The sequence below is a fragment of the Paenibacillus macerans genome, assembly GCF_050565405.1.
In the GTDB taxonomy this organism is placed as follows: domain Bacteria; phylum Bacillota; class Bacilli; order Paenibacillales; family Paenibacillaceae; genus Fontibacillus; species Fontibacillus macerans_B.
In genome coordinates this window covers 18191-42756 of sequence record NZ_JBNYYG010000045.1, presented here as the reverse complement: position 1 = coordinate 42756, position 24566 = coordinate 18191, and the positions used below count along the sequence as shown (strand labels likewise).

24 protein-coding genes are annotated in these 24566 nt (G+C 51.2%); all 24 read left to right on the top strand.

Going from position 1 to position 24566, the window contains the following annotated elements; genetic code table 11:
- Window positions 1-1117: helicase-related protein (locus ACQ4N8_RS21060; protein ID WP_430706314.1), on the top strand; the 1117-nt coding region annotated here is incomplete at its 5' end.
- A gap of 2 nt (window positions 1118-1119) precedes the next feature.
- A complete protein-coding gene (locus ACQ4N8_RS21055; protein ID WP_430706313.1) occupies window positions 1120-2223 on the top strand; it encodes a ComF family protein in 1104 nt (367 codons plus the stop codon).
- Between the two features lie 109 nt (window positions 2224-2332).
- Complete coding sequence (locus tag ACQ4N8_RS21050; protein WP_430706315.1) at window positions 2333-2749, top strand: TIGR03826 family flagellar region protein; 417 nt, start codon at window positions 2333-2335, stop codon at window positions 2747-2749.
- 132 nt (window positions 2750-2881) lie between these two features.
- Window positions 2882-3169 carry a flagellar biosynthesis anti-sigma factor FlgM gene (gene flgM, locus ACQ4N8_RS21045; protein ID WP_430706312.1) on the top strand — a complete coding sequence of 96 codons (288 nt, stop codon included), beginning with the start codon at window positions 2882-2884 and terminating at the stop codon, window positions 3167-3169.
- 9 nt (window positions 3170-3178) lie between these two features.
- Window positions 3179-3679, top strand: a complete 501-nt coding sequence (locus ACQ4N8_RS21040) for a flagellar protein FlgN (protein ID WP_430706311.1) — start codon at window positions 3179-3181, stop codon at window positions 3677-3679.
- A 20-nt stretch (window positions 3680-3699) separates the two neighbouring features.
- A complete protein-coding gene (gene flgK / locus ACQ4N8_RS21035; RefSeq protein WP_430706310.1) occupies window positions 3700-5274 on the top strand; it encodes a flagellar hook-associated protein FlgK in 1575 nt (524 codons plus the stop codon).
- 34 nt (window positions 5275-5308) lie between these two features.
- Window positions 5309-6247, top strand: a complete 939-nt coding sequence (gene flgL / locus ACQ4N8_RS21030; RefSeq protein WP_430706309.1) for a flagellar hook-associated protein FlgL — start codon at window positions 5309-5311, stop codon at window positions 6245-6247.
- A gap of 14 nt (window positions 6248-6261) precedes the next feature.
- On the top strand, window positions 6262-6828 hold the full coding sequence (locus tag ACQ4N8_RS21025) for a DUF6470 family protein (RefSeq protein ID WP_430706308.1): 567 nt from the start codon (window positions 6262-6264) through the stop codon (window positions 6826-6828).
- Between the two features lie 82 nt (window positions 6829-6910).
- A complete protein-coding gene (locus tag ACQ4N8_RS21020; protein ID WP_430706307.1) occupies window positions 6911-7363 on the top strand; it encodes a flagellar assembly protein FliW in 453 nt (150 codons plus the stop codon).
- A gap of 1 nt (window position 7364) precedes the next feature.
- Entirely contained in the window at window positions 7365-7601 is a 237-nt protein-coding gene (gene csrA, locus ACQ4N8_RS21015) for a carbon storage regulator CsrA (RefSeq protein WP_430706306.1), read from the top strand.
- Between the two features lie 148 nt (window positions 7602-7749).
- A complete protein-coding gene (locus ACQ4N8_RS21010) occupies window positions 7750-9483 on the top strand; it encodes a flagellin (RefSeq protein WP_430706305.1) in 1734 nt (577 codons plus the stop codon).
- A gap of 200 nt (window positions 9484-9683) precedes the next feature.
- On the top strand, window positions 9684-10061 hold the full coding sequence (locus tag ACQ4N8_RS21005; RefSeq protein ID WP_430706304.1) for a flagellar protein FlaG: 378 nt from the start codon (window positions 9684-9686) through the stop codon (window positions 10059-10061).
- 15 nt (window positions 10062-10076) lie between these two features.
- On the top strand, window positions 10077-11654 hold the full coding sequence (fliD, locus tag ACQ4N8_RS21000; protein WP_430706303.1) for a flagellar filament capping protein FliD: 1578 nt from the start codon (window positions 10077-10079) through the stop codon (window positions 11652-11654).
- 28 nt (window positions 11655-11682) lie between these two features.
- Window positions 11683-12075: a flagellar export chaperone FliS gene (gene fliS, locus ACQ4N8_RS20995; RefSeq protein WP_430706302.1), complete on the top strand. Its 393-nt coding sequence runs from the start codon at window positions 11683-11685 to the stop codon at window positions 12073-12075.
- Window positions 12068-12403 carry a hypothetical protein gene (locus ACQ4N8_RS20990; RefSeq protein ID WP_430706301.1) on the top strand — a complete coding sequence of 112 codons (336 nt, stop codon included), beginning with the start codon at window positions 12068-12070 and terminating at the stop codon, window positions 12401-12403. Before fliS ends, ACQ4N8_RS20990 begins: the two co-directional genes overlap by 8 nt.
- A gap of 314 nt (window positions 12404-12717) precedes the next feature.
- A complete protein-coding gene (locus ACQ4N8_RS20985) occupies window positions 12718-12915 on the top strand; it encodes a cold-shock protein (protein WP_007132290.1) in 198 nt (65 codons plus the stop codon).
- Window positions 12916-13039: 124 nt separating this feature from the next.
- Window positions 13040-13594 (top strand): VanZ family protein, encoded by a 555-nt coding sequence (locus ACQ4N8_RS20980; protein ID WP_430706300.1) that lies wholly within the window; start codon window positions 13040-13042, stop codon window positions 13592-13594.
- Between the two features lie 239 nt (window positions 13595-13833).
- Entirely contained in the window at window positions 13834-14955 is a 1122-nt protein-coding gene (locus ACQ4N8_RS20975; protein ID WP_430706299.1) for a hypothetical protein, read from the top strand.
- A gap of 131 nt (window positions 14956-15086) precedes the next feature.
- Window positions 15087-15638: a ribosome hibernation-promoting factor, HPF/YfiA family gene (hpf, locus tag ACQ4N8_RS20970; protein ID WP_430706298.1), complete on the top strand. Its 552-nt coding sequence runs from the start codon at window positions 15087-15089 to the stop codon at window positions 15636-15638.
- A gap of 222 nt (window positions 15639-15860) precedes the next feature.
- Window positions 15861-18368 carry a preprotein translocase subunit SecA gene (gene secA, locus ACQ4N8_RS20965; protein WP_430706297.1) on the top strand — a complete coding sequence of 836 codons (2508 nt, stop codon included), beginning with the start codon at window positions 15861-15863 and terminating at the stop codon, window positions 18366-18368.
- Window positions 18369-18564: 196 nt separating this feature from the next.
- Window positions 18565-19675 (top strand): peptide chain release factor 2 gene (gene prfB / locus ACQ4N8_RS20960; protein WP_430706296.1). Its coding sequence is split into 2 segments (ribosomal slippage): window positions 18565-18636 and window positions 18638-19675, totalling 1110 coding nucleotides; the frame shifts between segments, so codons are not numbered across the junction.
- A 110-nt stretch (window positions 19676-19785) separates the two neighbouring features.
- Complete coding sequence (locus tag ACQ4N8_RS20955; protein WP_430706295.1) at window positions 19786-20670, top strand: YitT family protein; 885 nt, start codon at window positions 19786-19788, stop codon at window positions 20668-20670.
- Between the two features lie 244 nt (window positions 20671-20914).
- Window positions 20915-23269, top strand: a complete 2355-nt coding sequence (locus ACQ4N8_RS20950) for a hypothetical protein (RefSeq protein ID WP_430706294.1) — start codon at window positions 20915-20917, stop codon at window positions 23267-23269.
- Between the two features lie 283 nt (window positions 23270-23552).
- Window positions 23553-24392: a hypothetical protein gene (locus ACQ4N8_RS20945; protein WP_430706293.1), complete on the top strand. Its 840-nt coding sequence runs from the start codon at window positions 23553-23555 to the stop codon at window positions 24390-24392.
- Window positions 24393-24566 lie beyond the last annotated feature (174 nt).

Here is a 24566-nt window from a genome sequence, read left to right as displayed (position 1 = left end):
GGCGCGGCACCACCGCCAGGCCGCGGAGCAGCCCCCGGCGGCGCGGCGCCGGGACGTGCTCGCGCAGCTGCGCTCCCGTATCCCGTGGGCCGCGGCAAGCCCTGGGGGCCCTTTGCGCCCGCCCCGTTTTTTACTCTGGGCGGTGACGGGGGCCGGCAAGACAGAGATGATTTTCCCTCTGCTGAATTATGTATTGGACCAAGGGGGACGGGTACTTGTCGCCACGCCCCGCAGGGATGTCGTGTTGGAGTTGGCCCCGCGGATCGCGAAGGCCTTCCCCGAACAGAGAACCGCCGTGCTCTACGGCGGCAGCGCGCAGCGATGGGAGGAGGCAAGCCTGATCCTATCTACGACCCACCAACTGCTGCGGTTCCATCGGGCCTTCGATCTGGTGATCATCGACGAACTGGACGCGTTTCCGTACCACAACGACCCGATGCTTAGTTTTGCTGCCGAGGCGGCTTGCAAACCGGACGGGCGATTTATTTTCCTATCGGCCACGCCGCCTCCAGCAATGCAAAGGGAGATCCGTGCCGGCCGTTTGCCGCATGCCAAGGTGCCGGCGCGTTTTCACGGGTTTCCGCTGCCGGTGCCGGAACGCGTTGCCATGTCTCCCGTTGAGCAATGCCTTCGCCGGCAAGCGCTGCCGTCCGCCATGCTGCGTCCTTTGCAGCATTCGATCCGGCGCGGGGCGCAAATTTTCCTGTTCGTGACGCGTATCCGGCATATTGCTCCTTTTACCCTGCTCCTCCGGCGTTATTTTCCCGGGTTGGCGGTGGAGGGAACTTCTTCCCAGGATTCGGCCCGGACGGAGAAGGTGCTGGCTTTCCGGGAAGGCCAGATCCGGCTGCTCGTGACGACGACGATACTGGAACGCGGCGTGACGGTGCCGAAAAGCGATGTATACATAGTGGATGCCGACAGCGAACTGTTCGATGAAACCTCGCTGGTGCAAATGGCCGGACGGGCTGGCCGCTCCAAGGATGATCCAAACGGTATGGTTGTGTTTGCCGCCGCGGAGTGGACAAAGTCCCAGCGCGGGGCGATCCGGCAAATCCGGGATATGAACGCTGCCGCCAGGCTAAACGGGTTTTTGAAAGAGAAGGAGGTTATGTGAAAATGATGAAGCCATCCCATAGTACGATGAATCGCGGGCCTATCGAGCGAAAAAGGAACTGGAGCCGGGCGAACACGGCATGGATTCCGCGGCAAACTCCATATCTTAAGCTCCCTCTGCGGCATGAACGGAACGACGGCAAGCCCGAGGCCGTACGAATCGGCTGCGCGAAAGATTCACGTATTGCGATTTCCGGTTATGCCGCGGGCGACTCGCCTCCGACCGGCTCCTTGACCCCTTATTCATGCAAGGACGGCGGCATTTCCTGGGCCTCGGTGCTCTCTCCTTTGCATCATTTGCTGGCCCCTCCGGCGATTCCTTGCCTGACTTGCGGTAAAACGATCTCCGATCGCGTACGGGGATATCCGGAAATTTGCCTGTCCTGCTACCTATCCATCCCGTGGATCAAGCGGCCTCGCTGCTTCATTTGCGGCCGGCAGGTAGGCTGCCCGGACTGTACCCGCAGCGGGAATGCGCCCCGCAGCTTCGTGATGAATCGGAGCGCCGTGACGTACAATCCGGTGATGCGCGAGTGGCTTGCCCAATACAAATACCGCGGGAACGAGGTTTTTGGGGCTGTATTGGCCCGCATGGCGGGGCGCGCGTACCTTTCAATGGTCAAGGAGCTGGAGGAAGCGGGCAGCGGGAGACGATTTCGGTTCGATGCGGTCACGTATGTCCCGGTCAGCGGCGAACGGATGCAGGAACGGGGCTTTAATCAAGCCGGCCGATTGGCCTATGGCGCGGCTGCGGCAGGGCGGATTCCGCTTCTGCACCTGCTGGAACGTTCCCGGCACACCGCAAAGCAAAGCTTCAAGAGCCGCTGGGAACGGCTGCGCGATCTGCATGATGCGTTCCGGCCGGCCGCCCATGCGGTGGAGGAGTTGTCTGCCGTATTGGCGGGAACCGGCCGGAAACGAAGAGGATTCGAGCTTTTTGCGGAAATTCCTACCGATCCTTCTCCCGTTCCTGTACGGCTTCTTCTCGTCGATGACGTTTACACCACGGGAAGCACCGTGGAGTCTTGCGCCAGGGCGCTGCATGATCTTTGCGAGCGGATCGGGCGGAGAGCGGAGATCTACTCCTTGACTTGGGCGCGATCCTAAATCTTACAAAATTCTGCAAACCTGTTTACAAACATATAGACGAACCCCCCTTGGATAAGGTAATCTAGCATCAAACGATGTTTTTTTGAAAGGACGTAAGAGCATGGGGTTGAATCTTGGAAATTGTCCACGCTGCGGGAGATTGTTTGCCAATAATTTCAGAGACATCTGTCCTTCTTGCATTAAAGAGATCGAAGAGGAGTACGAGAAGTGTCTGAAGTATTTGCGTGAGGAGAAAACGGCTACCATACAGGAAGTTCATGAGGCTACAGGGGTCTCCATCCGGCAAATTACCAAGTTCATCAAGGAAGGGCGGATTTCGGTCGCCAATAACCCGAACATGATGTACCCCTGCGAAGTGTGCGGCGTGCTGATTCGGGAGGGCAATATGTGCGATTCGTGCCGTACCCGCCTGACTCGCGATTTCGCCGCAGCCGCCAGAGAAGATACGCAGAAAAAGACAGATCCGGACGACCGGAACGGCACGGGTGCCTATAGCGCCATCGACAAATTTCGTAGACCTTAACGACTAAATCCCTGATTCTTTGGCATAATATTCTTAAACATCCAAAGCTTCGCTATTAAAAAAGATATATAACCCGCCGATAAACTTAGTAAAGATTATCGGCTTTTTTATATGGAAAGAAGGGTGGAGCCCATGAAAATCAATGAAACCGGACGGGTCGGAGCCATCAATAATTATCAGCGCCAGGTTGAATCTCAGCGTAAAGATACAGATAGCAAAGCACGCCGCAAGGACGAAGTATCCATTTCCGCCGAAGCCAAGGAGCTGCTGAAAGCGCAGGAGACCGGACTGGATTCGGAACGTATCCAGCGGATCGAGGATCTGAAATCGCAGGTGTCTTCGGGAACCTACCAGGTGGACTCCGGCAAGATCGCGGAGAAGCTTGTTCCTTACTTCAAGTCTTTTCTGAACGATAAATAGGGGGCGGCTATGGCTATAGAGCAGCTGATTGACTCACTGAACCAACTGGACGATGCGCATCAGGAGATGTTGAAGTGGGGACAAGACAAGAAAGAAGCGGTCATGCGGAACGACGTTAATGCCTTGATTCAAATCATGAATCAAGAGTCGCGGATCCTGAAGCAGATTGCGCTTCAGGAGGAACGGCGGATCGCGGCTTGCCAGTCTTTTTTGCAGGAGAAGGGCATTAAGTCGGCACTCCAATTAACGATTACGGAGTTGACCCGGCTCGTGTTCGATCCGGAAGAGAAGGCGGCCCTCCTTCGGGCTCAAGCCAAGTTATCCCAAACGCTGGGGGATCTGAAACAGGTGAACGATCTGAACCAGAAGCTGATGGAGCAATCGCTCACCTTCATCGATTACTCGCTGGAACTGCTGGGCGGCGGATCGGGTCAAGACGCGACTTATCAGCATCCGGCGGACAAGTCCGGCGGGGGACAACGAACGGGATTGTTTGATGCACGCGCATAAAAGATTACGGGAGGTAAATCATGGCATCTACATTTCATTCCATTGAAACGGCCAAGCGCAGCTTGTTTACGCAGACTGCGGCCATGGGAACGACGGGCCACAATATCGCCAATGCGAATACGGAAGGTTACTCGCGTCAGCGCGTAAACATGAATGCCAGCCGGCCTATGGAGGCCTATGGCATTAACCGTTCTGTTGCGCCGGGTCAATTAGGGACTGGTGTAGAGTATGGATCGATAACCCGGGTTCGCGAGGGCTTCCTGGACGGGCAATATCGCAATGAATCCACGGCATTCGGAAACTGGAACATCCAGTCTGACACGTTGGATAAACTGGAGGGCATTTTTAATGAACCTTCGGATACGGGGATTCGCACGGTGCTCGATAATTTCTGGAATGCCTGGTCCGACCTGAGTAAAGACCCGGAGAACGTAACGGCCCGACGGATCGTTAAGGAAAACGCCCAGGCGCTCACCGATGCGCTGAATTATATGAGCAAGCAGCTTACCAATTTGAGCGAGGATTTGACGACGAATGTCGGCGTGAAGGCGAACGAAGCCCAATCTTATTTGAACTCGATCGCCGAGCTTAACGACTCCATTGTGCGGATCGAAGGCTTGGGCGATAATGCGAACGATTTGCGCGACCAGCGCGATTTGCTGACCGATAAGCTGTCCCGCATCATGAACATCACCGTTCAGGATACGGATCAAGGCTACAATATATTGCTGGGCGGCCAGTCCCTGGTTCAAGGGGGACAAGTACAGGTACAGGTGAACGCGGGAGCAACTCCAGCAGAGCAAGGGGCCTTTTTCGAAAATGCCTTTACGGCAGGGACGCTCACCGGCGGAGAAGTGTACGGCATGATCCTTTCGCGCGAGAAAAATGTGAAGGACTATAGCAATCAACTGAATGACCTCGCCAACACGATTGCAAATGGCCAGATCAAGGTTACGCTGCCTAAAGGTTCGGTGTTGCCTGATGGGGTAACCTTGTTGGCTCCGGACGGAACCAACGTAACCGGTGCAATTAACCAAGATACGGAAGTCATTGTTAATGGCGTTAACGGCTTGCATCAGATCGGTTATACGTTGGGCGGGACGACAGCGCCTGGATTGCCTTTCTTTACTTTTGGCACGAATAGCTCGAACGCGGCAGCCAACATTCAACTAAACCCTGCGATTTCGGCGGACCCTAACCTGATTGCCTCCTCCCTGCGTACCGAAGGAACGGGCACGGCAGCTACCGTGGTCAAAGGCAACAATACGATGGCCTTGCTGATGGCCAACCTGAAGCAGACGAAATTTTTATCGCCGGACGGAAAACGGGAAGCTACGGTGGACTCGTTCTACAGTTCCATGGTAGGCCAGTTGGGCGTTCAAGCGCAGGAGGCGACCCGCCAGACGGAGAATTCGTCCGTATTGCTGCAGCAGGTCGAGAGCAGCCGGCAATCGGTTAGCGGCGTCTCCCTGGACGAAGAGATGGCGGAACTGATCAAATACCAGCATGCCTATAGCGCAGCGGCGCGGTTTATGACAACTTTTGACGAAATGCTCGATAAATTGATTAATTCGACCGGAGTCGTCGGACGTTAATTCGTACAAATTGAGAGGCATGGAGGGTTAATGAATGCAGAGAGTTACTTCGAATATGATGAATTCGCAGCTGCTGCTTAATTTGAACCGGAATGCGCTGCGAATGAACCATACGCAGAATGAAATGGCCACCGGGCGCAAAATCAATCGGCCATCCGACGACCCTGTGGGAATCACCTATTCCCTCCGGTATCGTTCCGAGCTGGCTTCTAACGAGCAATTTAAGAAGAATGTAGATAGTGCGGTATCCTGGATGGACTTCAATGACACCGTATTGTCCCAAACGAATGATGTTTTGCAGCGGCTGCGCGAGTTAACGGTTAAGGCGTCTACGGGGAGCAATCCGCAATCGGCGCTGGATAGCATTAGCCAGGAAGTGGCCGAATTGAAGGAACAACTCGTAGACATTGCCAATAGCCAATTGAACGGCAAATATATTTTTAATGGCGAGAAATTCGATTCGAAACCCTATGGAACCTTTTTCAAAGAGGACGGCACGGTGATGGATCCGTCGGAAATTTCCACGGACCCCGGGGAAGTCACTTATATCGTCGGGGACAGCGTGAAGATGTCTCTTAACCTGAACGGGAATGATGTCTTTGGGACGGCGGACGACGCCGCCACGGCCGAGACCTCGGATAACATATTCTCGATCATTAACCGCCTTACGGAGAAATTGAGCGCAAACGGGGATCACTCGAAAATTACCGATGAGCTGGCAAGCATCGATAGCCGGATCGATAAAATTTTAACCATTCGCGCTGAAGTTGGAGCCAAGACGAATCGGATCGAGCTGATGCAAAGCCGATTGGAAGATCTGAATATTAACCTGACCTCTCTGCAATCCAAGACCGAGGATGCGGACTACGCCCAACTGATTATGGATTCCAAGGTTCAGGAGAATATATATAACGCCTCCCTTTCGGCAGGGGCTAAGATTATACAACCATCCCTGGTTGATTTTCTGAGATAGCCGGGGGGTGTAAAATGAGTATCCCAATGCTGCAAATTCGCCAAACCTCAGGGCAAATCGCGATCGATGCCGATCCGGGCCGGTTTTCGATCCGTCAACCGAAGGCCGAGCTGCATTTGACGACACAGCCGGGACGGTTGGAGGTTCAAAGTCACCGCCCCGTTCTGGAAGTCGATCAATCCAGAGCGTTCGCCGCCTATAACGGGGGTAGCTTCATGGAAATGAACGATCGCATTTACTCGCAGCTTCCCTCTATTTTTCTGCAGGCGTTGGCGAAACGGGTGGAGCAGGGAAACCGGGCAGCCGCGATCCATATTCCGGGCAATACCATCCCGGAAATTTACGGGGAAGACTGGCATGCGGCACCTTTTCCGGAATTGCGTGGGGAGGCGTCTATCGATAATGTCGATATCCATTTCGAAACCTCGCCGCCGGATATTCAATACACCCCGGCTCAGGTGGATCGGCAGGTTGAAGTACACAAGCCGGAAATTTCTTATACCAGAGGAAAGCTGGACATTTATATGAAACAGTATGCATCCATTCAGTTCATACCGCCGGCATTGGACATAACATGGTAAATGAATGATGACGACTATAGACGCCTGTTCAGGGGAATCTATAGTTTTTTGTTTATTTGCGATAGATAGGGAGGAAAATATGGTGATTGTTGAAACGATGACATGGGGGAGCCTGGAGGTTGCGGAAGACCACCTTTATCACTTTGCCAAAGGGATCCCCGGATTTGATGAAGAAACGGAGTTCGCTTTGATTGACAAAGAGGATGGCCTATTTGTTTATCTGCAATCTTTAAAGGACAAGGCGCTTGCTTTTCTGTTAGTAGACCCGTTTGTGTTTTATCCGTCCTATGAATTTGAATTGCCTGAGGGAGACAGCGAGGAGCTCGAATTGGATGCTCAGGTTATCGTGCGCTGCATGGTAACCCTCAGATCCCAGGTGGAGCTGTCCACAATCAATTTGTTGGCTCCGATCGTGCTTAATCCGGTGAAGCGCCTCGGAAAGCAGGTTGTCCTGCATCGAGTCGGCTACCAAACGAAGCACCCGCTATGGACCGAGCAGGTTCATTCGGCGGCTTCCGGGAAGGCAGGGGAGTAGGATGCTGGTATTGTCTCGGAAGAAGGGGGAATCCGTCGTCATTCAGGACCAGATCGAGGTCACGGTGCTGGGCGTAGAGGGAGATATCGTGCGTTTGGGCATATCCGCGCCCAAACATATCGATATATTTCGCAAAGAAGTTTATTTATCGATTCAGGAATCCAACCGGGAGGCGGCCATTCCGCAGCCGGAGAATTTGGACGCGTTGATGGAACGGCTCCGGGGCGGAGCAAAATAAAATAAAAAAATTTTTCCAGATGTCTAAAATGTACGAAACGACCTGTCGATATATGTTATAGACGCCGATCCTGCAGGGCGGCCGACCTTAAAGGTTAGGCGTTTACCACAAGGATGTGGAACAATTTATTTCAGGGAGGAAATATTCCATGATTATCAATCACAACGTGCCTGCGTTGAATACGCATCGCCAACTGTCCATCAACACGGCTAACACTAACAAAAACATCGAGAAACTGTCTTCCGGTCTTCGCATCAACCGTGCTGGCGATGACGCTGCAGGTTTGGCCATTTCCGAAAAAATGCGCGGCCAAATCCGCGGTTTGGACCAAGCTTCCCGTAACGCTCAAGACGGTATCTCCTTGATCCAAACGGCTGAAGGCGCACTGAACGAAACTCACTCCATCTTGCAACGTATGCGCGAAATCTCCAACCAATCCGCAAACGGAACGAACACCGATTCCGACCGTCAAGCGCTGCAAGACGAAATGAACCAATTGACTTCCGAGATCAACCGGATCGGCAATACGACTGAGTTCAATACTCAAAAATTGCTGCAAGGCGACGGGAAAGCAAACCTCAAGTCTACGGGTATTGTAACTTCAGGAAACCTGGGTACTACAGTAGCCGGCGCAAACAGAACAACAACAGAAGCTAAGTCGACAATTACGCTTACAGCTGCGGGTGCTGCTGGTGAAACAGTAGCTTTACATCTCAATGGTATTGATATCACTGCTACTTTCAGAGCTAATGACAGCACTAAAGATGACTATGCTGCTTCTAACGTAACAGCTACTTCGGCTGACATTAACATTGCAGGTACTGGTACTCCTGATGCAACAACTGATGCTGCGGCAGCGGCAAATGCATTGCAAAAGATTATTGATGCGAATGACACTTTGAAAGGTAATTGGAAGGTTACTAACACTGCGGCCGGCGAAATTACTGTAGAGGCTGTAAAAGGTGGCGCTTTTGAAGGTGCTGCTGGTGTAATTGCAGCCTCAACAGGTACTGTTGCTGGAGCAACCTCAGGTGCTGCGGATAATGGTGTTACAACGAATGCAATTCAAGCTACCAACACTGTTGACTTTTCTTCCGTTACAGATAAAGCAGGGGTAACTAAATTGCTTGGAACAGGTTTGACTATCAATGGTACACAAATCGAGTTTTATGATGCTAATGCAGGCGCTTATAAAGGCGATAAGATTGGCATTAACCTAAGTGATGCCCTTGCAGCAACAGCAAACTGGGACGAAGCGGTAGTAAGTGCCATTGTTAACCAAGCTGGCAACAAAATTGACGGTATTCAATTAGCTGTTAATACTACTGATCCAGCCCAACTGGACATTAAAGCTGCTGTAGCTGGTACTGACGGGAACAACCTGACAATTGAAGATGGCGGAGTTCAAAAAGAGTTCAAAACTTCTTTCCAAATCGGTGCAAACTCTGGTCAATCCATGAGCCTGGAAATCAGTGATATGCGTTCTAAGGCACTGGGTATCACGGGTAAAGCAGGCGATGCTGGATTCACCAAAACTAACACCGTTACTAACGGAACGGACGACGTGAAGAACGAAGCTGCTTTGAACATCTCCACTCGTGAAGATGCTGCTAAAGCACTTGATATTCTGGACAAGGCTACGGCTACTGTATCCAGCGAACGTTCTAAACTGGGTGCTGTGCAAAACCGTCTGGAGCACACGATCAACAACTTGGGAACGGCTTCCGAGAACCTGACGGCTGCTGAATCCCGTATCCGTGACGTAGACATGGCTAAAGAAATGATGGAACAAACGAAGAACAACATCTTGGCTCAAGCCGCTCAAGCGATGTTGGCTCAAGCGAACCAACAACCGCAAGGCGTTCTTCAATTGCTTCGTTAATTCTATCGACTTTCGTCAAATACGGCTTACACCGAAACGCCTTGGGCTTATACCTAAGGCGTTTTCTTTATTAGGTGCATGTGGCAACTCAATAATGGGGGGATAGGCTATTTTCTCTCTTCTTCTCTATTTCCCTAAACTATGAGGATTTCTAACCGATAATAAAAATAAATCCTATTTTGTAGGAGGTCGTTTTAAGGATGAATGTACAATTTTCTTTATCAGCCAGTGCATCCTCGTCAGTCAAAACAGAAGGTTCTCCCCCTGCGGTTCTTTCCAATACACTTTTGTCGCAGATCAGTAGCACCAAGGAAATGGCTAAGGCGGAAAACCAGGGGATGTCGCTTTCGATCGGTCAAGAACAGCTGATCCGCAATATCGAAAGGGCGGTAAAATCCTTACAAGGACCTCAGACAACGTTGGATATCAGCATTCATGACAAAACCCACGATATTATCGTGAAGGTTCTTAATAAAGATACCGGTGAGGTGATCCGGGAAGTTCCTCCGGAGAAAACCCTGGATTTGGTAGCCAAAATGATGGAACTGGCCGGGTTGCTGGTCGATGAGCGGATTTAAGGAGGTTATTAAAACATGGTAACAATGCGTGTAAACGGCTTTTCAGGCATGGATATCGACAGTATGGTCAAGTCCATGATGACCGCCGCCAGAGTCCCTTTGGATAAATTGAATCAACAAAAGGATTTGCTTGAGTGGCAGCGGGACAGCTATCGGGAAATGAACAGCAAGCTGTATGATTTTCGGAACAATAAACTGATGAAGTACAAAAGCTCGGCTGCGTTGACGTCCCAAACGGCGGCGGTATCCGGCAACACGGCGGCGGTCAAAGCCGTTGCTTCTGCGGAAGCCAACGGCATCCCGATGAAAGTGAGCGTCACGCAGTTAGCGACTTCCGCTTCGGCCCAAACCGCCGGAATCGGATTCGGCTTCAACGCCAAGCAATCGCTAGCCGAACTTGCCAAGGGCATTAAAGCCGACGGAGACGCCTCGACCCTCACCGATGCCGAGAAGGAGAAGGAATATACGCTGCGGATCAACGACAAGCAAACGATGACCTTCAAGGGAACGGACAGCGTTGCTTCCGTTATCGCGAAGATTAACGCCAGCTCCGATTTTAACGTGACCGCTTCCTTTGACGAGCTTACCGGGAAACTCTCCATCAAATCCAAGGCCATGGGAACGGGCAGCCAGTTCGCTTTCAGCACGACTCCTGAAAGCCCGACGGATACCAGACCTGTCAACTCCTTGTTAGGTGTCTTCGGCTCGGCGACAGCCCCTGCGGTAACGGATGGGCAAAATGCCGAGGTCTATATCAACGATCAGAAAATCCCGCCTCAGAAAAGCAACACCATTACCTACAACGGGATTCAAATGACATTATTGGCGGTGACGGGTTCCAAAGATACGGTTCTGGATAAACCCGGGGCTGACGATAAGCCCTTTACGGTAACCACCCAAAGCGATCCCAAAACGGCCATTGATACCATAAAGGCTTTCGTCGAGGATTACAATACCTTATTGTCTTTGTTTAACACGAAGGTCGGGGAAGAGAAATACCGCGATTTTCCGCCGTTAACGGACGAACAGCGCAGCGCTTTGAGCGAAAGCGACGTCAAGGCGTGGGAAGAAAAGGCCAAAAGCGGTTTGCTCAAAGGCAATGATATCTTGTCTTCGACCATACAATCGATGCGCATGACCATTTCGGAGAAGTTGGGGAACCTGAGCAAAATCGGTATTACCACCGGCCAATATTATGAAGGCGGCAAATTGTATCTGGATGAAAAGAAGTTAACTACGGCACTTGAGCAAAATCCTCAATTAGTTCAGGATCTGTTCCAAGGGACGGGCGACGGCACGAAAGACTCGATTTTCGGCAAGTTGTATGATCTTGCGGACGACACCATGGGGAAACTCGCCGACCGCGCAGGCACGACCAAGTTCTCCGGCGACTTGAACAGCATATACAAAGAAGAAAGCGTCATGGGCAAGCAACTGAAGGAATATAACCAGCGGATTCTAGCGATGCAGGATCGTTTGGATCAAATGGAAACTCGCTATTACAAGCAATTTACGGCGATGGAAACGGCGATGAACAAATATAATTCCCAAGCGTCCAGCCTCCTTAGCAGTTTAGGAATGTCTTCGAATTAGACTTTATATTAGGTAAAGGGTGAGGTATTTGATAACATCTCCTTATGAGAAATACCGGCAATCGTCGGTGCAGACGTCGACTCCCGCGCAGCTGCTGTTAATGCTGTACGATGGAGCCATCCGTTTCGTTAATGCAGGGATAGAGGGGCTAGAACAACAGGATGTGCAGAGAACCAACCAGAATCTCGGCAAAGCCCAAACGATCGTAAGCGAGCTGATGTCCACCTTGGACCCATCCTTCGAAGTCTCCAAGGGACTTTCCGCCCTCTATGAATATATCAACCATCTCCTCATCGAGGCGAACGTGAAGAAAAAAGTGGAATCGGCGCAAGAGGCGTTGGGTTATTTCACGGAATTGCGGGAAGCCTGGGCTCAGGCGGCAAAGGCGGTACCCGGGAGTCCAGAGAAACAGCATGGATAACCTTATCGCCGAACTCGAACAAATCACGAGCAAGGTCGTTGCCCAACTGGACCAAGTCCCTTACGAAGAAATGTCTGGTTTTGTCGAGAAGCGCCAGCAACTAATCGATCAGCTTCAGGTTTTATTGGCGGACCAGCCGCCGACGGAGGCGCAAAAAGGCCGGCTTCTGGCAGTCCTGCAGCATGATGCCGAGATTGTCGCCAGAATGAACTCGCTTAAGCACGAGGCCGGCAACTGGCTTCAACAGCGGGTGCAAGCCAAAGCCCAACGCAGTGTTTATGAGGCCGCTTATTCGCCGGACAGTATTTTGATGGATCGCCGGAAATAAATGGATGTCGAATATGGATCGCCCAGCAGGAAGCTCTTGATTTCAATGACGAGCTTCTTTTTTTCTGTTTTCTTTAAAGATAAATTCGGGGGAAGTTTCAACCTCCTGTTTTACGGGTAAAAAATGAAGTGAACTTTGTTACGCCTACAACATAAGACAATTCACCCCATTAACCGACAAATGATTACAATTTATTTACAGTAAAACCTTTTCTTTGGTAATTGACACTGGATAAGCTTGGGTGGTATAGTCAGAAATGTGGGCTTGGTTACAAGGATCACACTCTTATTTGATAATGAAGGGAATGTTAGTGCATGCAAGGTAAAGTAAAATGGTTCAACGCAGAAAAAGGCTACGGTTTCATCGAAACTGAAGAAGGCGGCGACGTATTCGTACATTTCTCCGCAATCCAATCCGAAGGCTTCAAAACTTTGGAAGAAGGGCAATCCGTCGAGTTCGAAATCGTTGAAGGCGCTCGTGGACCGCAAGCCGCTAACGTAATCAAATTATAATCATCCCGGCACAGCCGACCTACATATGAACGGTACGATGGTTAACAATTGAAGATTCGCTAGCAAACACCCCGGGGGGACCCGGGGTTTTCTTATTTCACATCATTTAAACGAGGTGAACCCTTTGCATAAACGTCCTGCCTGGCTTCGCTGGCTGCCGGCCATCGCCTTGATGGCCATCATTTTCTTGTTCTCGTCGCAGTCTTATCAAGAGCAGAGCCTGGTGCCCGATATTGAGAAAAATACGTCGGAGCAGTCGATCGCCGATAACTTCGGCGGGATTGCGTTTCGTTATGGCGGACATGAGATCAGCGTAGAAAGCGTAGGCGGAGCGGGCTTTGTCGAGTTCTTCATTCGTAAGGCGGCGCATTTCTTCAGTTACGCGCTGTTGGCCGCGCTATTTGTGTATGCCTTGGGCGGGCGCAGCCGCCCTGACCGCCGGCAACCGGCCGCGGCGATCCGGAGCAACGCCGCTGGCGGGGATCTTCGCGCCCGTCTGCTTTACGCCATCCTGCTGTCGTTCCTCTATGCTTGCTCGGATGAGCTGCATCAGATGTTGACGCCGGGGCGGACGGCTCTTTTCCAGGATGTGCTTCTGGATACGATCGGCGCGGCGTGCGGCACGCTATTCGCATTTATATTGATCCGTTGGAGATCCGGATTGCGTTTAAGCCGCTGAAGCTAGATAGGTGGCTTAAGTAAAAGCTATTGTCGGAAACATGACATTTGTATGACATTGCTAAATAATACGAGACATGGGCTGAACCAAATAATGACAAATAAAAGGGATTAATTTACTATTAAAGTAGTGAAATGGATAAGCTTATCATTTGCACCAGCGTCATCGACAATCCATTCATTTCATCAGGAAGCTTGGAAAGGGCTTTTTTTAATCCTATGGGAAGAGGAGAAGATGAAATGCAAAAAGACCTGAGCAAGAAATTTTCCGCTATTTTATTGTCGTTATTTGTGGTGTTTGGCCTTATCAATTCGTTGGCGTCGGCAAGTGCAGAGGATGGAACAGGGGATCCGGCGCAAGCCGATCTCCAACAACTGAGTTCTTCGATCGGACAATTGGCGGACGGTCCCTCTTTGGATTCGCTTGCGCTTGATATCAAGTCCGTGGACAACATCGCTCCCGATAAAAAGGCGGGGATAGCCGTAGATAGACCTGTCGTGGCGAATGCCGTCTACGATGTCCCCGGCTCGATCATGGATTACTCGGATTCGCTGCAGGCGGATGATCCGGACGACATGTGGTTTTTTAGCGTAGATACGGATCGGAGCATGGTTTTGCAGTTATTATCCGGCAACATGGATTACATGGTACAGCTCTACATTGTGGATTGGAGCACGGGACAAGCCTATCCGACCAGTGTTGGCACGTACGCTCAATCCCGGATCGGCTTGAAGAATTTGCCGGCAGGGGACTATATGTTTTATGTTGCTTCGGGGGGAACTGTAGGGGACGATTACGCGCTTCAAGCGAATGTATCCAATCCTGCAAATTACGCTACGGTTAAATATTTCACGGATTCCTTGGACATCATGATGGTTGCTTATGAGAACGGCGATGTGTACTCGAATGGAGCCTTCATATACAATCCCAATAATACAAGCGCTACCTATGCTAACCTGGATTGGGCAAGAGAATTTTATTTCTCATGGGGAAGCGGATATAACTCCCGCACGCATAAAATCTACAATCCGACCATTAAATCGGTTTCCGCCCCGTACAGCTATTCGTCCTCCTATGCCAGCTCCGATAATGTCCTCTTGATTTATGCAGGGACGGGAACCGGGTTCATGTATCATGAAGCGTATTACCAATCGGGTCCCGATCATGTTTATGAGAGCAGTTTCGATGACACCCTTGGCAAAAGAACCCCGAGAAATTTGGATGAGGATGATTTAACGAACTGGGGCGACCACATCTTAATCTATGATCTGAACACCAACAAGACAATTGATTTTTATAGCGTATTAAATTATTACTATGCTGCCGGCATTGAACCCAATCCGGTCTTTACGAAGAAATAGTGACAATATAGCGAGGCAAGTTCACGGGTCCCGCAGCCATGCGCAAATTGCTTTTAAAACTCCCTTAACACTTTTTACTTTGCCTTTACGTCATGGTATAATTAAGGTGCAAAGCAAAGGAGGAGTGCCCTATGAATTTTGGTATTCGAGGACAGCAGATTGAAGTGACTGAGGCCTTGCGAGACTACGTGGACAAGAAACTCAGCCGGCTTGACAAGTACTTTGATGCACCCCCCACCTCAGACGGTACTGTCACGTTAAGTGTGGTACGAGGTTTGCACGCGGTAGAGGTCACGATTCCTCTTATCGGCGTTGTGCTTCGCGCGGAGGACCGCAGCGATGATATGTATGCTTCGATCGATGCGGTTGTGGACAAGCTTGAACGCCAAATCCGCAAGCACAAAACGAAGATCAACCGTAAGTTGCGCCAGAGAGGCGCGAAGAGCAGCCTGTTTGTAGAAGGTCAGGCCGCCGGCTCCGTTGCCGTGGATGAAAGCGACGAGGATCTGGAAGTGGTCCGTACGAAACGGTTCACCTTGAAGCCGATGGACGTGGAAGAGGCGATTTTGCAGATGAACATGGTAGGGCATAATTTCTTCGTTTTCTCCAACATCGACACTCAGTCAGTGAATGTGGTCTACAAACGGAATGACGGGAAATACGGGTTGATCGAGCAGGATTAACCCCTCGCAAACGTTCGGATTCCGACGATTGTATGAACCAGGTGGTAATTCCTGCAATTACAACGCAAAGGAAACGAGCCTTATCCGCCCGCGGATAGGGCTCTTTATTCGTATACAAAGGCACTTCACCGCAGCGCAGACGTGATGGAGCGTGTTGCGGCATGCCTTACAAACTGTTACAATTTAGGCAAATCATCTGTTTATGCGTGAAAGGGGTAAATCATGCTGGGATTAGTGAAAAAGATATTTGGCGACACGAACGAACGTGATGTCAAACGTCTTATGAAGACGGTGGACTATATCAATACATTGGAACCGCAATTCGAGGCGCTTTCGGACGAGCAGTTGAAGGCCAAAACGACGGAATTTCGGGAACGGCTGGAGAAGGGCGAGTCGATTGACGAAATCCTCCCCGAAGCGTTTGCCACGGTAAGAGAAGCTTCCAAGAGAACCTTGGGCATGCGCCACTTCGACGTCCAGCTGGTCGGCGGGATGGCGCTCCATGAAGGCCGCATTGCGGAAATGAAAACCGGTGAAGGGAAAACGCTGGTCGGAACCCTGCCGGTTTATTTGAATGCGCTCCTCGGCAAGGGCGTGCACGTGGTTACCGTCAACGATTACTTGGCGCAGCGCGACAGCGAGCAGATGGGGCAGATTTACAACTTCCTCGGCATGACGGTTGGGGTGAACCTGAACGGCATGGAGCATGAAGCCAAGCAAGAAGCGTATGCCTGCGATATTACGTACGGCACGAACAACGAATTTGGTTTCGATTACCTTCGCGATAATATGGTGCTTTATAAAGAACAGATGGTGCAACGTCCGCTTTATTTCTGCATCATTGACGAAGTGGACTCCATTTTGATCGATGAGGCGCGGACGCCGCTGATCATTTCCGGGCAGGCGCAGAAATCGACCGAGCTGTATTATGCGGCGGATCGTTTCGTGAAGCAGCTTACGCCGGAAGAAGATTTTACCGTAGACATTAAAGTCAAAGCCGTTTCGCTGACCGAAAAAGGGGTCGCCAAAGCGGAGCGCGCTTTCGGCATCGATAACTTGTACGATCATAAACACGTAACGCTGAACCACCACGTAGTGCAGGGGCTCAAAGCAAACGTCATCATGCGCCGCGACGTCGATTACGTCGTGACGGACGATGAGGTGCTGATCGTCGACGAATTTACCGGCCGTTTGATGGCCGGCCGCCGTTATAGCGATGGGCTGCACCAGGCGATCGAAGCCAAGGAAGGTATCGAGGTTCAGAACGAAAGCATGACGCTGGCGACGATTACGTTTCAGAACTACTTCCGCATGTACCGCAAGTTGGCCGGGATGACCGGTACGGCGAAGACGGAGGAAGAGGAGTTCAAGAAAATCTACGGTTTGGAAGTGCTGCAGGTACCGACCAACCGGCCGAATCAGCGCCAAGATATGCCGGACGTCGTGTATAAGAGCGTGGACGGCAAATTCAAAGCCGTCGTCGAGGAAATCGTCAATCGGCACAAGAACAACCAGCCGGTGCTCGTCGGTACGATTTCGATCGAGAACTCCGAACGCGTATCGGAAATGCTCAAACGCAAAGGCGTGCCGCATAAAGTGCTGAACGCGAAATACCATGCCGAAGAAGCCGAAATCATTTCGCGCGCCGGCGAACCGGGCTCCGTGACCATCGCCACCAATATGGCGGGCCGCGGTACCGATATTTTGCTGGGCGAAGGTGTTTCCGGTTTAGGCGGTTTGCATATCATCGGTACGGAGCGCCATGAGTCGCGCCGGATCGACAACCAGCTGCGCGGCCGTGCCGGACGTCAGGGCGACCCGGGTTCGACGCAGTTCTACTTGTCGTTGGGCGATGAATTGATGAAGCGTTTCGGGGCCGACAACGTGCTCAATATGATGGATCGCCTCGGGTTCGAGGAAGATCAGCCGATCGAGAGCAAAATGATCACCCGAGCGGTCGAATCCGCCCAAAAACGGGTGGAAGGCAATAACTTTGACGTGCGCAAAGTCGTGCTGCAGTATGACGACGTGATGAACCAACAACGGGAGATCATCTACAAACAACGCCGGGAGTTGCTGGAATCGGATAACATCAAGCAAATCATTGTCGATATGATCAAACCGGTCATCGAACGGGTCGTCGAAGCCCACACGAGCGATGAGCTGCCGGAGAACTGGGAGCTGCAAGAGGTTGCCGATTACGTCAACAGCAAGCTGCTGGATGAAGGGGCTTTGACCAAAGACGATTTGTGGGGCAAGGAACCGCAAGAGATGGTCGAGTTTATTTTTGAACGCGTCATGACCAAATACGACGCCCGCGAAGAAGCGATCGGACCGGAAATGGTTCGCGAATTTGAGAAGGTTATCGCTCTCCGTTCGGTGGACAGCAAATGGATGGACCACATCGATGCGATGGATCAGCTGCGTCAAGGTATCCACCTTCGGGCTTACGGCGGTACCGATCCGCTGCGCGAATATCAATTTGAAGGCTATGAAATGTTTAATAACATGGTCGCCAGTATCCAAGAAGAAGTGGCCACATATATTATGAAAGCACAGGTCGAATCGAACCAGGAACGTCAGGCGGTCGTGGACGAGGATAAAATCTCCACAAGCGGCGAGCCTGCGGAGAAACGCCCGGTCAAAGTCGGCGAGCATATCGGACGCAATGACTTGTGCCCATGCGGCAGCGGGAAGAAGTACAAACACTGCCACGGCCAAAACGCATAAGTCATCTTTTTATCACGAAGCAGGTCAAGAAGCGGATTCGACGTCAAATCTTGAATTCAGCTTAAGTAGGCAGGCGAGAAATGACGGGTAACCTGGGGAACTCCCGGGGTGCCCGTTTTTGCCCGATAAGGAGCAACTCGCAATATAAGCGGCTAACCCGAACGATATCCCTTAAAAGGAAAGGTGAGTTAACCATATGATCGATCCGAATGTAAAACAGGACATGCGCGAAATAGCCAAGAAACTATCCAACCTTAGGGGGTCTCTTTGACTTAGATCTGAAGCAAGAGATGATCGCCAACTATGAGGAGAAAATGGCCGCCCCGGATTTCTGGGACGACAACGACAAGGCGCAAAGCCTGATCGCGGAAATGAATGCGGTCAAATCCTCCGTCGACCAGTATATGGCCCTGCAAGGCGAATACGACGAGCTGGAAATGATGGCCGAGCTGGCCGATGAAGAGGGCGACGAATCGCTGGCCGCGGAGATCGGTAATTCCGTAACGGCTTTAGTCGCCAAACTGGAGGAGTTTGAGCTGCAACTGCTGCTGAACCAGCCGTACGACAAGATGAACGCGATTCTTGAGCTGCACCCCGGCGCGGGCGGCACCGAGTCCCAGGACTGGGGGCAAATGCTGCTGCGGATGTACACCCGTTGGGCGGAGAAACGCGGCTTCAAGGTCGAAACGCTCGATTACCTCCCGGGCGACGAAGCCGGGATCAAAAGCGTTACCCTGCTGATCAAAGGCTACAATGCCTACGGCTACTTAAAGGCCGAGAAGGGCGTGCACCGGCTGGTGCGGATTTCCCCGTTCGACGCTTCCGGACGCCGGCATACTTCTTTCGTCTCTTGCGACGTCGTTCCGGAAATCAGCGATGACGTAGAGGTCGAAATTCGGACCGAGGATCTGAAAATCGATACGTACCGGGCCAGCGGCGCGGGCGGTCAGCATATCAATACGACCGATTCGGCCGTGCGGATCACGCATATTCCGACCGGGATCGTGGTGACGTGCCAGAACGAACGCTCCCAGATCAAGAACCGGGAACGGGCGATGACGATGCTCCGTTCCAAGCTGTACGAGCGCAAGATCGAGGAGCAGCAGAAAGAGCTGGATGAAATCCGCGGCGAGCAATCCGACATCGCCTGGGGCAGCCAAATCCGCTCCTACGTGTTCCACCCGTACAGTATGGTCAAGGATCACCGGACCTCCGTGGAAACCGGCAACGTCGGCGCGGTGATGGACGGGGATCTGGACGCTTTTATCGACGGATATTTGCGCAGTCAGATTCGTACGGAGAGCTAAAGCCAAACCGCAGGAACCTGTTTTTGTTTCATGAAACCCACCTTGGGCATGCCGTGTTCGGGTGGGTTTTATGATGTACATATTCGAATTGCAAGTAAGGAGGGGCAGCAATGCCGCCGAAAGTCCGCAGACGCAGATTCCAAGAAATGATTCCTTTGACCGGCCCGATCCGCCATACGATCGATACGTTGATGATTATCGTGGGCTCGTTCATTACCGCGTTGGCCTTCAACCTGTTCCTGGTTCCCAATGACATCGCTTCGGGCGGGGTATCGGGCATCTCGATCATCGTCCAAGCGCTTCTGGGGGTGGAGCCGGCGTATACCCAGTGGGCGCTGAACATTCCTTTATTTATGGCGGGTTACCTGCTGCTGGGACGCGACTATTCGATCCGCTCCTTGCTGGGGACGGTCGTCTTGCCTTTATTTGTGTTCCTGACGCGCGAAATTCCCGTGCCGACCACCGATCCGCTGCTGGCTTCCTTATATGGGGGCATTGGGGTCGGATTCGGGCTTGGCATCGTTTTCCGGGGGCGCGGTTCGACCGGCGGCTTGTCCACATTGGCGCAAATCATCCAGAAATACAGCGGGCTTAGCTTGTCCGTATGCGTCGTGATGATGGACGGGATCGTCATTGCGCTGGCGGGATTTTTGCTGTCGCCGGAGAAAGCGCTATATGCCCTGATCGGCTTATACATCACCGGCAAAATCATCGATTCCATCGAGCTGGGCTTCAACTATACGAAGGTCGCTTACATTATTGCGGAGCGGACGGAAGAGATCTCGCAGGCGGTGTTGTCCCATCTGGATCGCGGGTTAACCAAGCTGGATGGCCGCGGGGGCTATACCGGAGACAGCCGGACCGTACTGATGGTCGTGGTGGGCCAAAGCGAAGTGACCCGGCTCAAAACAGTCGTACAGACACTCGATCCGTCGGCGTTTGTCATTATTACGAACGCCCACGAAGTGTTGGGGGAAGGGTTTAAGCGAACATAAGTTTACTACTCGGTAATATTTAATCCATAGGTAGGTTGAGTAGAATTTTCTGCGCAATCACACTTATGGATTATTTTTTTTCTTAATTTAGAAAAAAGCGACAATTTCCATAGACAACTCTTTTTAGTAAAAATGTGGACTCTCTATCCTTTTATAGAAGTTAATGTTTAGACAAAATCAAACGCTGATGATAGCCTTAAAATCATCAGGCCTGATGACAATCTTTCACATAGGAGGAATTCATTTGAAACGTTTTTTTTGCTCTATGCTGTTAATCCTCGGAATCATAGGTGGTTCAACATTTACATATCCCGTATCTACACATGCAGCATCTCAATTTACGGGAGGATTATTGGACGGAATCTCTATACAGGTAGGAACCGCAATTGGCCAACCGACTGCAACTACGGTTACGGAGATGACGGATGGAAATACGTCCACGAGGGGACTTTTAAATACTTCAAGTACGATGGCGTGGCACGTATTTTCATCACCGGTGGAAATATCAGCGGTTGCTCTGAAAAGCAGCGGGGGCGGATACGTTGAATTTTATGATACCAATAATAATTTGCTGTTGAAGTACAGCTTCATCAACAATGATGGAATTCAAACGCTTCCGACTCCTGTTAAAGATGTTTCGACAGTCGTATTGAAAACCGAGTCCGGTATGTATGTTAATGAGTGGAATGTTTTTACGACGCCTTCGGCACCGCCAACGGCAACAACGATCAGTTGGATCCAGGGCGGAGATCAAATTGTAAAATTCGATTGGACCAATACGGGAGCAGCATCCTATAACGTGAAACGTTCAACGTCTTCGTTAGGGCCCTATGCTACAATTGACAATGTAAAAGGCACATCTTATATGGATACGGCAGTAACCAATGGAACGACTTACTATTACGTGGTCAGTGCGGTTAATGAGGCCGGGGAAAGCAGCAATTCGCCGGAAAAAAGCATGAAGCCCGATGCGACAAAATACACCGGCGGTTTGCTGGACGGACTTGCATTGAAAGTGGGCTCTTCGATTGCAAATCCAACAAGCACAGTACGTGAAATGACGGATAACAACGAAGCGACAAGAGGGCTCTTGAACACGTCTAGTGTTATGGCGTGGCACACCTTTTCCTCCCCGGTGGAGATATCTTCGGTGATTCTGAAAAGCAGCGGGGGCGGATACGTTGAATTTTATGATACCAATAATAATTTGCTGTTGAAATACAGCTTCATCAACAATGATGGAATTCAAACCCTTCCAACCCCTGTTAAAGATGTTTCGACAGTCGTATTGAAAACAGAGTCCGGTATGTATGTTAATGAATGGAATGTTTTTACGGCGCCTTCGGCACCGCCAACGGCAACAACGATCAATTGGATCCAGGGCGGAGATCAAATTGTAAAATTCGATTGGACCAATACGGGAGCGGCATCCTATAACATTAAACGCTCAACATCTTCGTTAGGACCCTATGCTACAATTGCCAATGTAAAAGGTACATCTTATATGGATAAGGCAGTAACCAATGGAACGACTTACTATTACGTGGTCAGTGCGGTTAATAAGGCCGGGGAAAGCAGCAATTCGCCGGAAAAAAGCATGAAGCCCGATGCGACAAAATATACCGGCGGTTTGCTGGATGGACTTGCATTGAAAGTGGGCTCTGCGATTGCAAATCCTGCAAGTACAGTACGTGAAATGACGGATAACAACGAAGCGACAAGGGGACTCCTGAACACGTCTAGTGTTATGGCGTGGTATGCATTTTCCTCTCCGGTAGAAGTATCTTCGGTGATTTTGAAAAGCAGCGGGGCCGGATACGTTGAATTTTATGATGCCAGCAGTAATTTGCTATTAAAGTATGATGTTCAGAACAATGGCGAACTTCAAACGCTTCAAGAACCCGTAAAAGATGTGACAACAGTGGTTTTAAAAACTGTTTCCGGCATGTATGTCAACGAATGGAACGTATTCGGCAAAGGTGGAGAACTTCCTACGGAAACTCCGTTGAATTTGGCGGCTTCCGCGGGGAACAAAAAGGTTGTTTTGAATTGGACTAGCACCGGCAGCAATGTTACGAACTTTATCGTGAAACGCGCTTTGGTGGCAGGCGGACCGTATACGACCATTGATACGGTGACAGGAAACACTTACACTTATACCGACATTAACGTGATAAATGCTACTACATACTATTACGTCGTCTCTGCAGTAGGAGCAACAGGAGAAAGCGGCAATTCGAATGAGGCCTTTGCCACACCTAAGGCCGATGTTGTTAATCCTCCTTTGCCTGGCGAAGATCAGACCGGAGAGAGAGCGCTGCTTCGTATTACGTTAAATGGTGGCATTGAAAAAGAGTACGACTTGTCCATGACAGAAGTAAACGCCTTCATTAACTGGTATGAAGGACGGGCGAACGGGACCGGAACGGTGATGTATGCATTTGATAAGCACGATAACAATAAAGGTCCGTTTAAAAATCGTAAAGACTATGTATTCTACGATAAAATCATTACGTTTGAAGTCAATGGTTATGACAGCGGCACGGGTGAACCGAATGAGAATGAAGAGGTGCCGGTCCCTAATCCGGAAGCATATTAAGGTCAGAAGCGTTCAAAAGAGTTCAAGGCGAGTAGGGTCGCCCGTTTTGGGCCGTGCCGTGCTCGGGCGAGTTGGCTGTGCCGCGAAACTCAGAATAGCAATATAAGGCCCTAAATGTCCTCTATTTCCATCACCGAGGGGATAAGGGAAGGAACGAACCGTCCGAATACCTATTCGGACGTTTTTTTTTAGTTTTTCTTAAGTTGGCGTTCAGGGGGAATTCAGGTAGGCGGGCTAAGATGGTTTCGTAAGTACTTTAACCCAAGGAAGGTGGATAATCAGGATGAAAAACACAAAAATACTTATGATTAGTTCCGCGGTAGCGGCCATGGTCTTGCTGGGCGGAGCGCTTCCGCAGACCTATGCCGGCGCGGCATCGGATACGTCAAACGGGCAGGCGGAGACCTCGGCCAAGCCAACGAGAGGAAACGCAGGCATGTTTGGCTTCGGGGGGCTGCAGGAGCAGCTTTTACAATACTTGAGTATGGATGAGGCTACATTCAAAGAAAAAATCTCGACCCAAACGCTGGCGGAAATCGCCGAAGCGCAAGGGATCGCGCGCGCCGACTTGAAGGCCAAGCTCGTGGAGTGGCTGGAGAGCAAGTTGGTCTCCGTCGAGGAAAAGCAAGCCGCCGAGGGTGGTACGGTTCGGGCGAAAACGCTGGACGCCTCGGAGCTGGCGGAAAAATGGCTGGATGCCCAAGGGCGGATCGGAGAAAGAGGCAAAGGCATGGGGATGCACCGGGGCGGCGGCATGATGATGGCATCCGAGGAGCTGGCTGAAGCGCTTGGCCTGACGGCGGACGAGCTAAAGGATGCGATGAAATCGGGCCAAACTTTGGCTGACGTCGCTGCCGCCCAAAACGTGGACGTTGCCACGCTCATCAACCTGCTGGCCGAGAAATCGAAGGAAAGACTCGCGGCGCAACTAGACAGCGGGAAATTGACCCAGGATGAATATGAGGCGCGAGTTGGGGAAATCACGGAGCGGGTGACAAGCCTGGTCAACGGGGAAATGATGCCTGGCGGGGAGCAAGGGATGGGAATGAAGCGCGGTGGATTCAGCCAACGCGGAGAGCGCCCGGCAACCGAACAAACCGAAGCCGGAGAGCAGGAGAGCTGAGCGAGCTGTCGGAGTCCGAATAGATCGGGCGCATAAACATAAAGCGTATTTTTGAAAAAACGCGAGTCGGCGGGGGACTATTCCTGTAGCTCGCGTTTTTTTGACGACCGAGATCCTTATTCATTTTCGCCGTGAGGCGGAACAGGTTCTTTCCTCCGATGCTCCTAACATCCC

Bases quoted from the DNA above. Each gene is read 5' to 3' on its own strand.
- flgM (WP_430706312.1), top strand. From the start codon at position 2,882: ATGAAAATCAATGAAACCGGACGGGTCGGAGCCATCAATAATTATCAG.
- secA (WP_430706297.1), top strand. From the start codon at position 15,861: ATGCTGGGATTAGTGAAAAAGATATTTGGCGACACGAACGAACGTGAT.
- ACQ4N8_RS20955 (WP_430706295.1), top strand. From the start codon at position 19,786: ATGCCGCCGAAAGTCCGCAGACGCAGATTCCAAGAAATGATTCCTTTG.
- flgL (WP_430706309.1), top strand. From the start codon at position 5,309: ATGCAGAGAGTTACTTCGAATATGATGAATTCGCAGCTGCTGCTTAAT.
- ACQ4N8_RS20945 (WP_430706293.1), top strand. From the start codon at position 23,553: ATGAAAAACACAAAAATACTTATGATTAGTTCCGCGGTAGCGGCCATG.
- hpf (WP_430706298.1), top strand. From the start codon at position 15,087: ATGAATTTTGGTATTCGAGGACAGCAGATTGAAGTGACTGAGGCCTTG.
- ACQ4N8_RS20975 (WP_430706299.1), top strand. From the start codon at position 13,834: ATGCAAAAAGACCTGAGCAAGAAATTTTCCGCTATTTTATTGTCGTTA.
- ACQ4N8_RS21005 (WP_430706304.1), top strand. From the start codon at position 9,684: ATGAATGTACAATTTTCTTTATCAGCCAGTGCATCCTCGTCAGTCAAA.
- flgK (WP_430706310.1), top strand. From the start codon at position 3,700: ATGGCATCTACATTTCATTCCATTGAAACGGCCAAGCGCAGCTTGTTT.
- ACQ4N8_RS21040 (WP_430706311.1), top strand. From the start codon at position 3,179: ATGGCTATAGAGCAGCTGATTGACTCACTGAACCAACTGGACGATGCG.
- ACQ4N8_RS21010 (WP_430706305.1), top strand. From the start codon at position 7,750: ATGATTATCAATCACAACGTGCCTGCGTTGAATACGCATCGCCAACTG.
- ACQ4N8_RS20990 (WP_430706301.1), top strand. From the start codon at position 12,068: ATGGATAACCTTATCGCCGAACTCGAACAAATCACGAGCAAGGTCGTT.
- ACQ4N8_RS20985 (WP_007132290.1), top strand. From the start codon at position 12,718: ATGCAAGGTAAAGTAAAATGGTTCAACGCAGAAAAAGGCTACGGTTTC.
- ACQ4N8_RS21025 (WP_430706308.1), top strand. From the start codon at position 6,262: ATGAGTATCCCAATGCTGCAAATTCGCCAAACCTCAGGGCAAATCGCG.
- csrA (WP_430706306.1), top strand. From the start codon at position 7,365: ATGCTGGTATTGTCTCGGAAGAAGGGGGAATCCGTCGTCATTCAGGAC.
- fliD (WP_430706303.1), top strand. From the start codon at position 10,077: ATGGTAACAATGCGTGTAAACGGCTTTTCAGGCATGGATATCGACAGT.
- ACQ4N8_RS21055 (WP_430706313.1), top strand. From the start codon at position 1,120: ATGATGAAGCCATCCCATAGTACGATGAATCGCGGGCCTATCGAGCGA.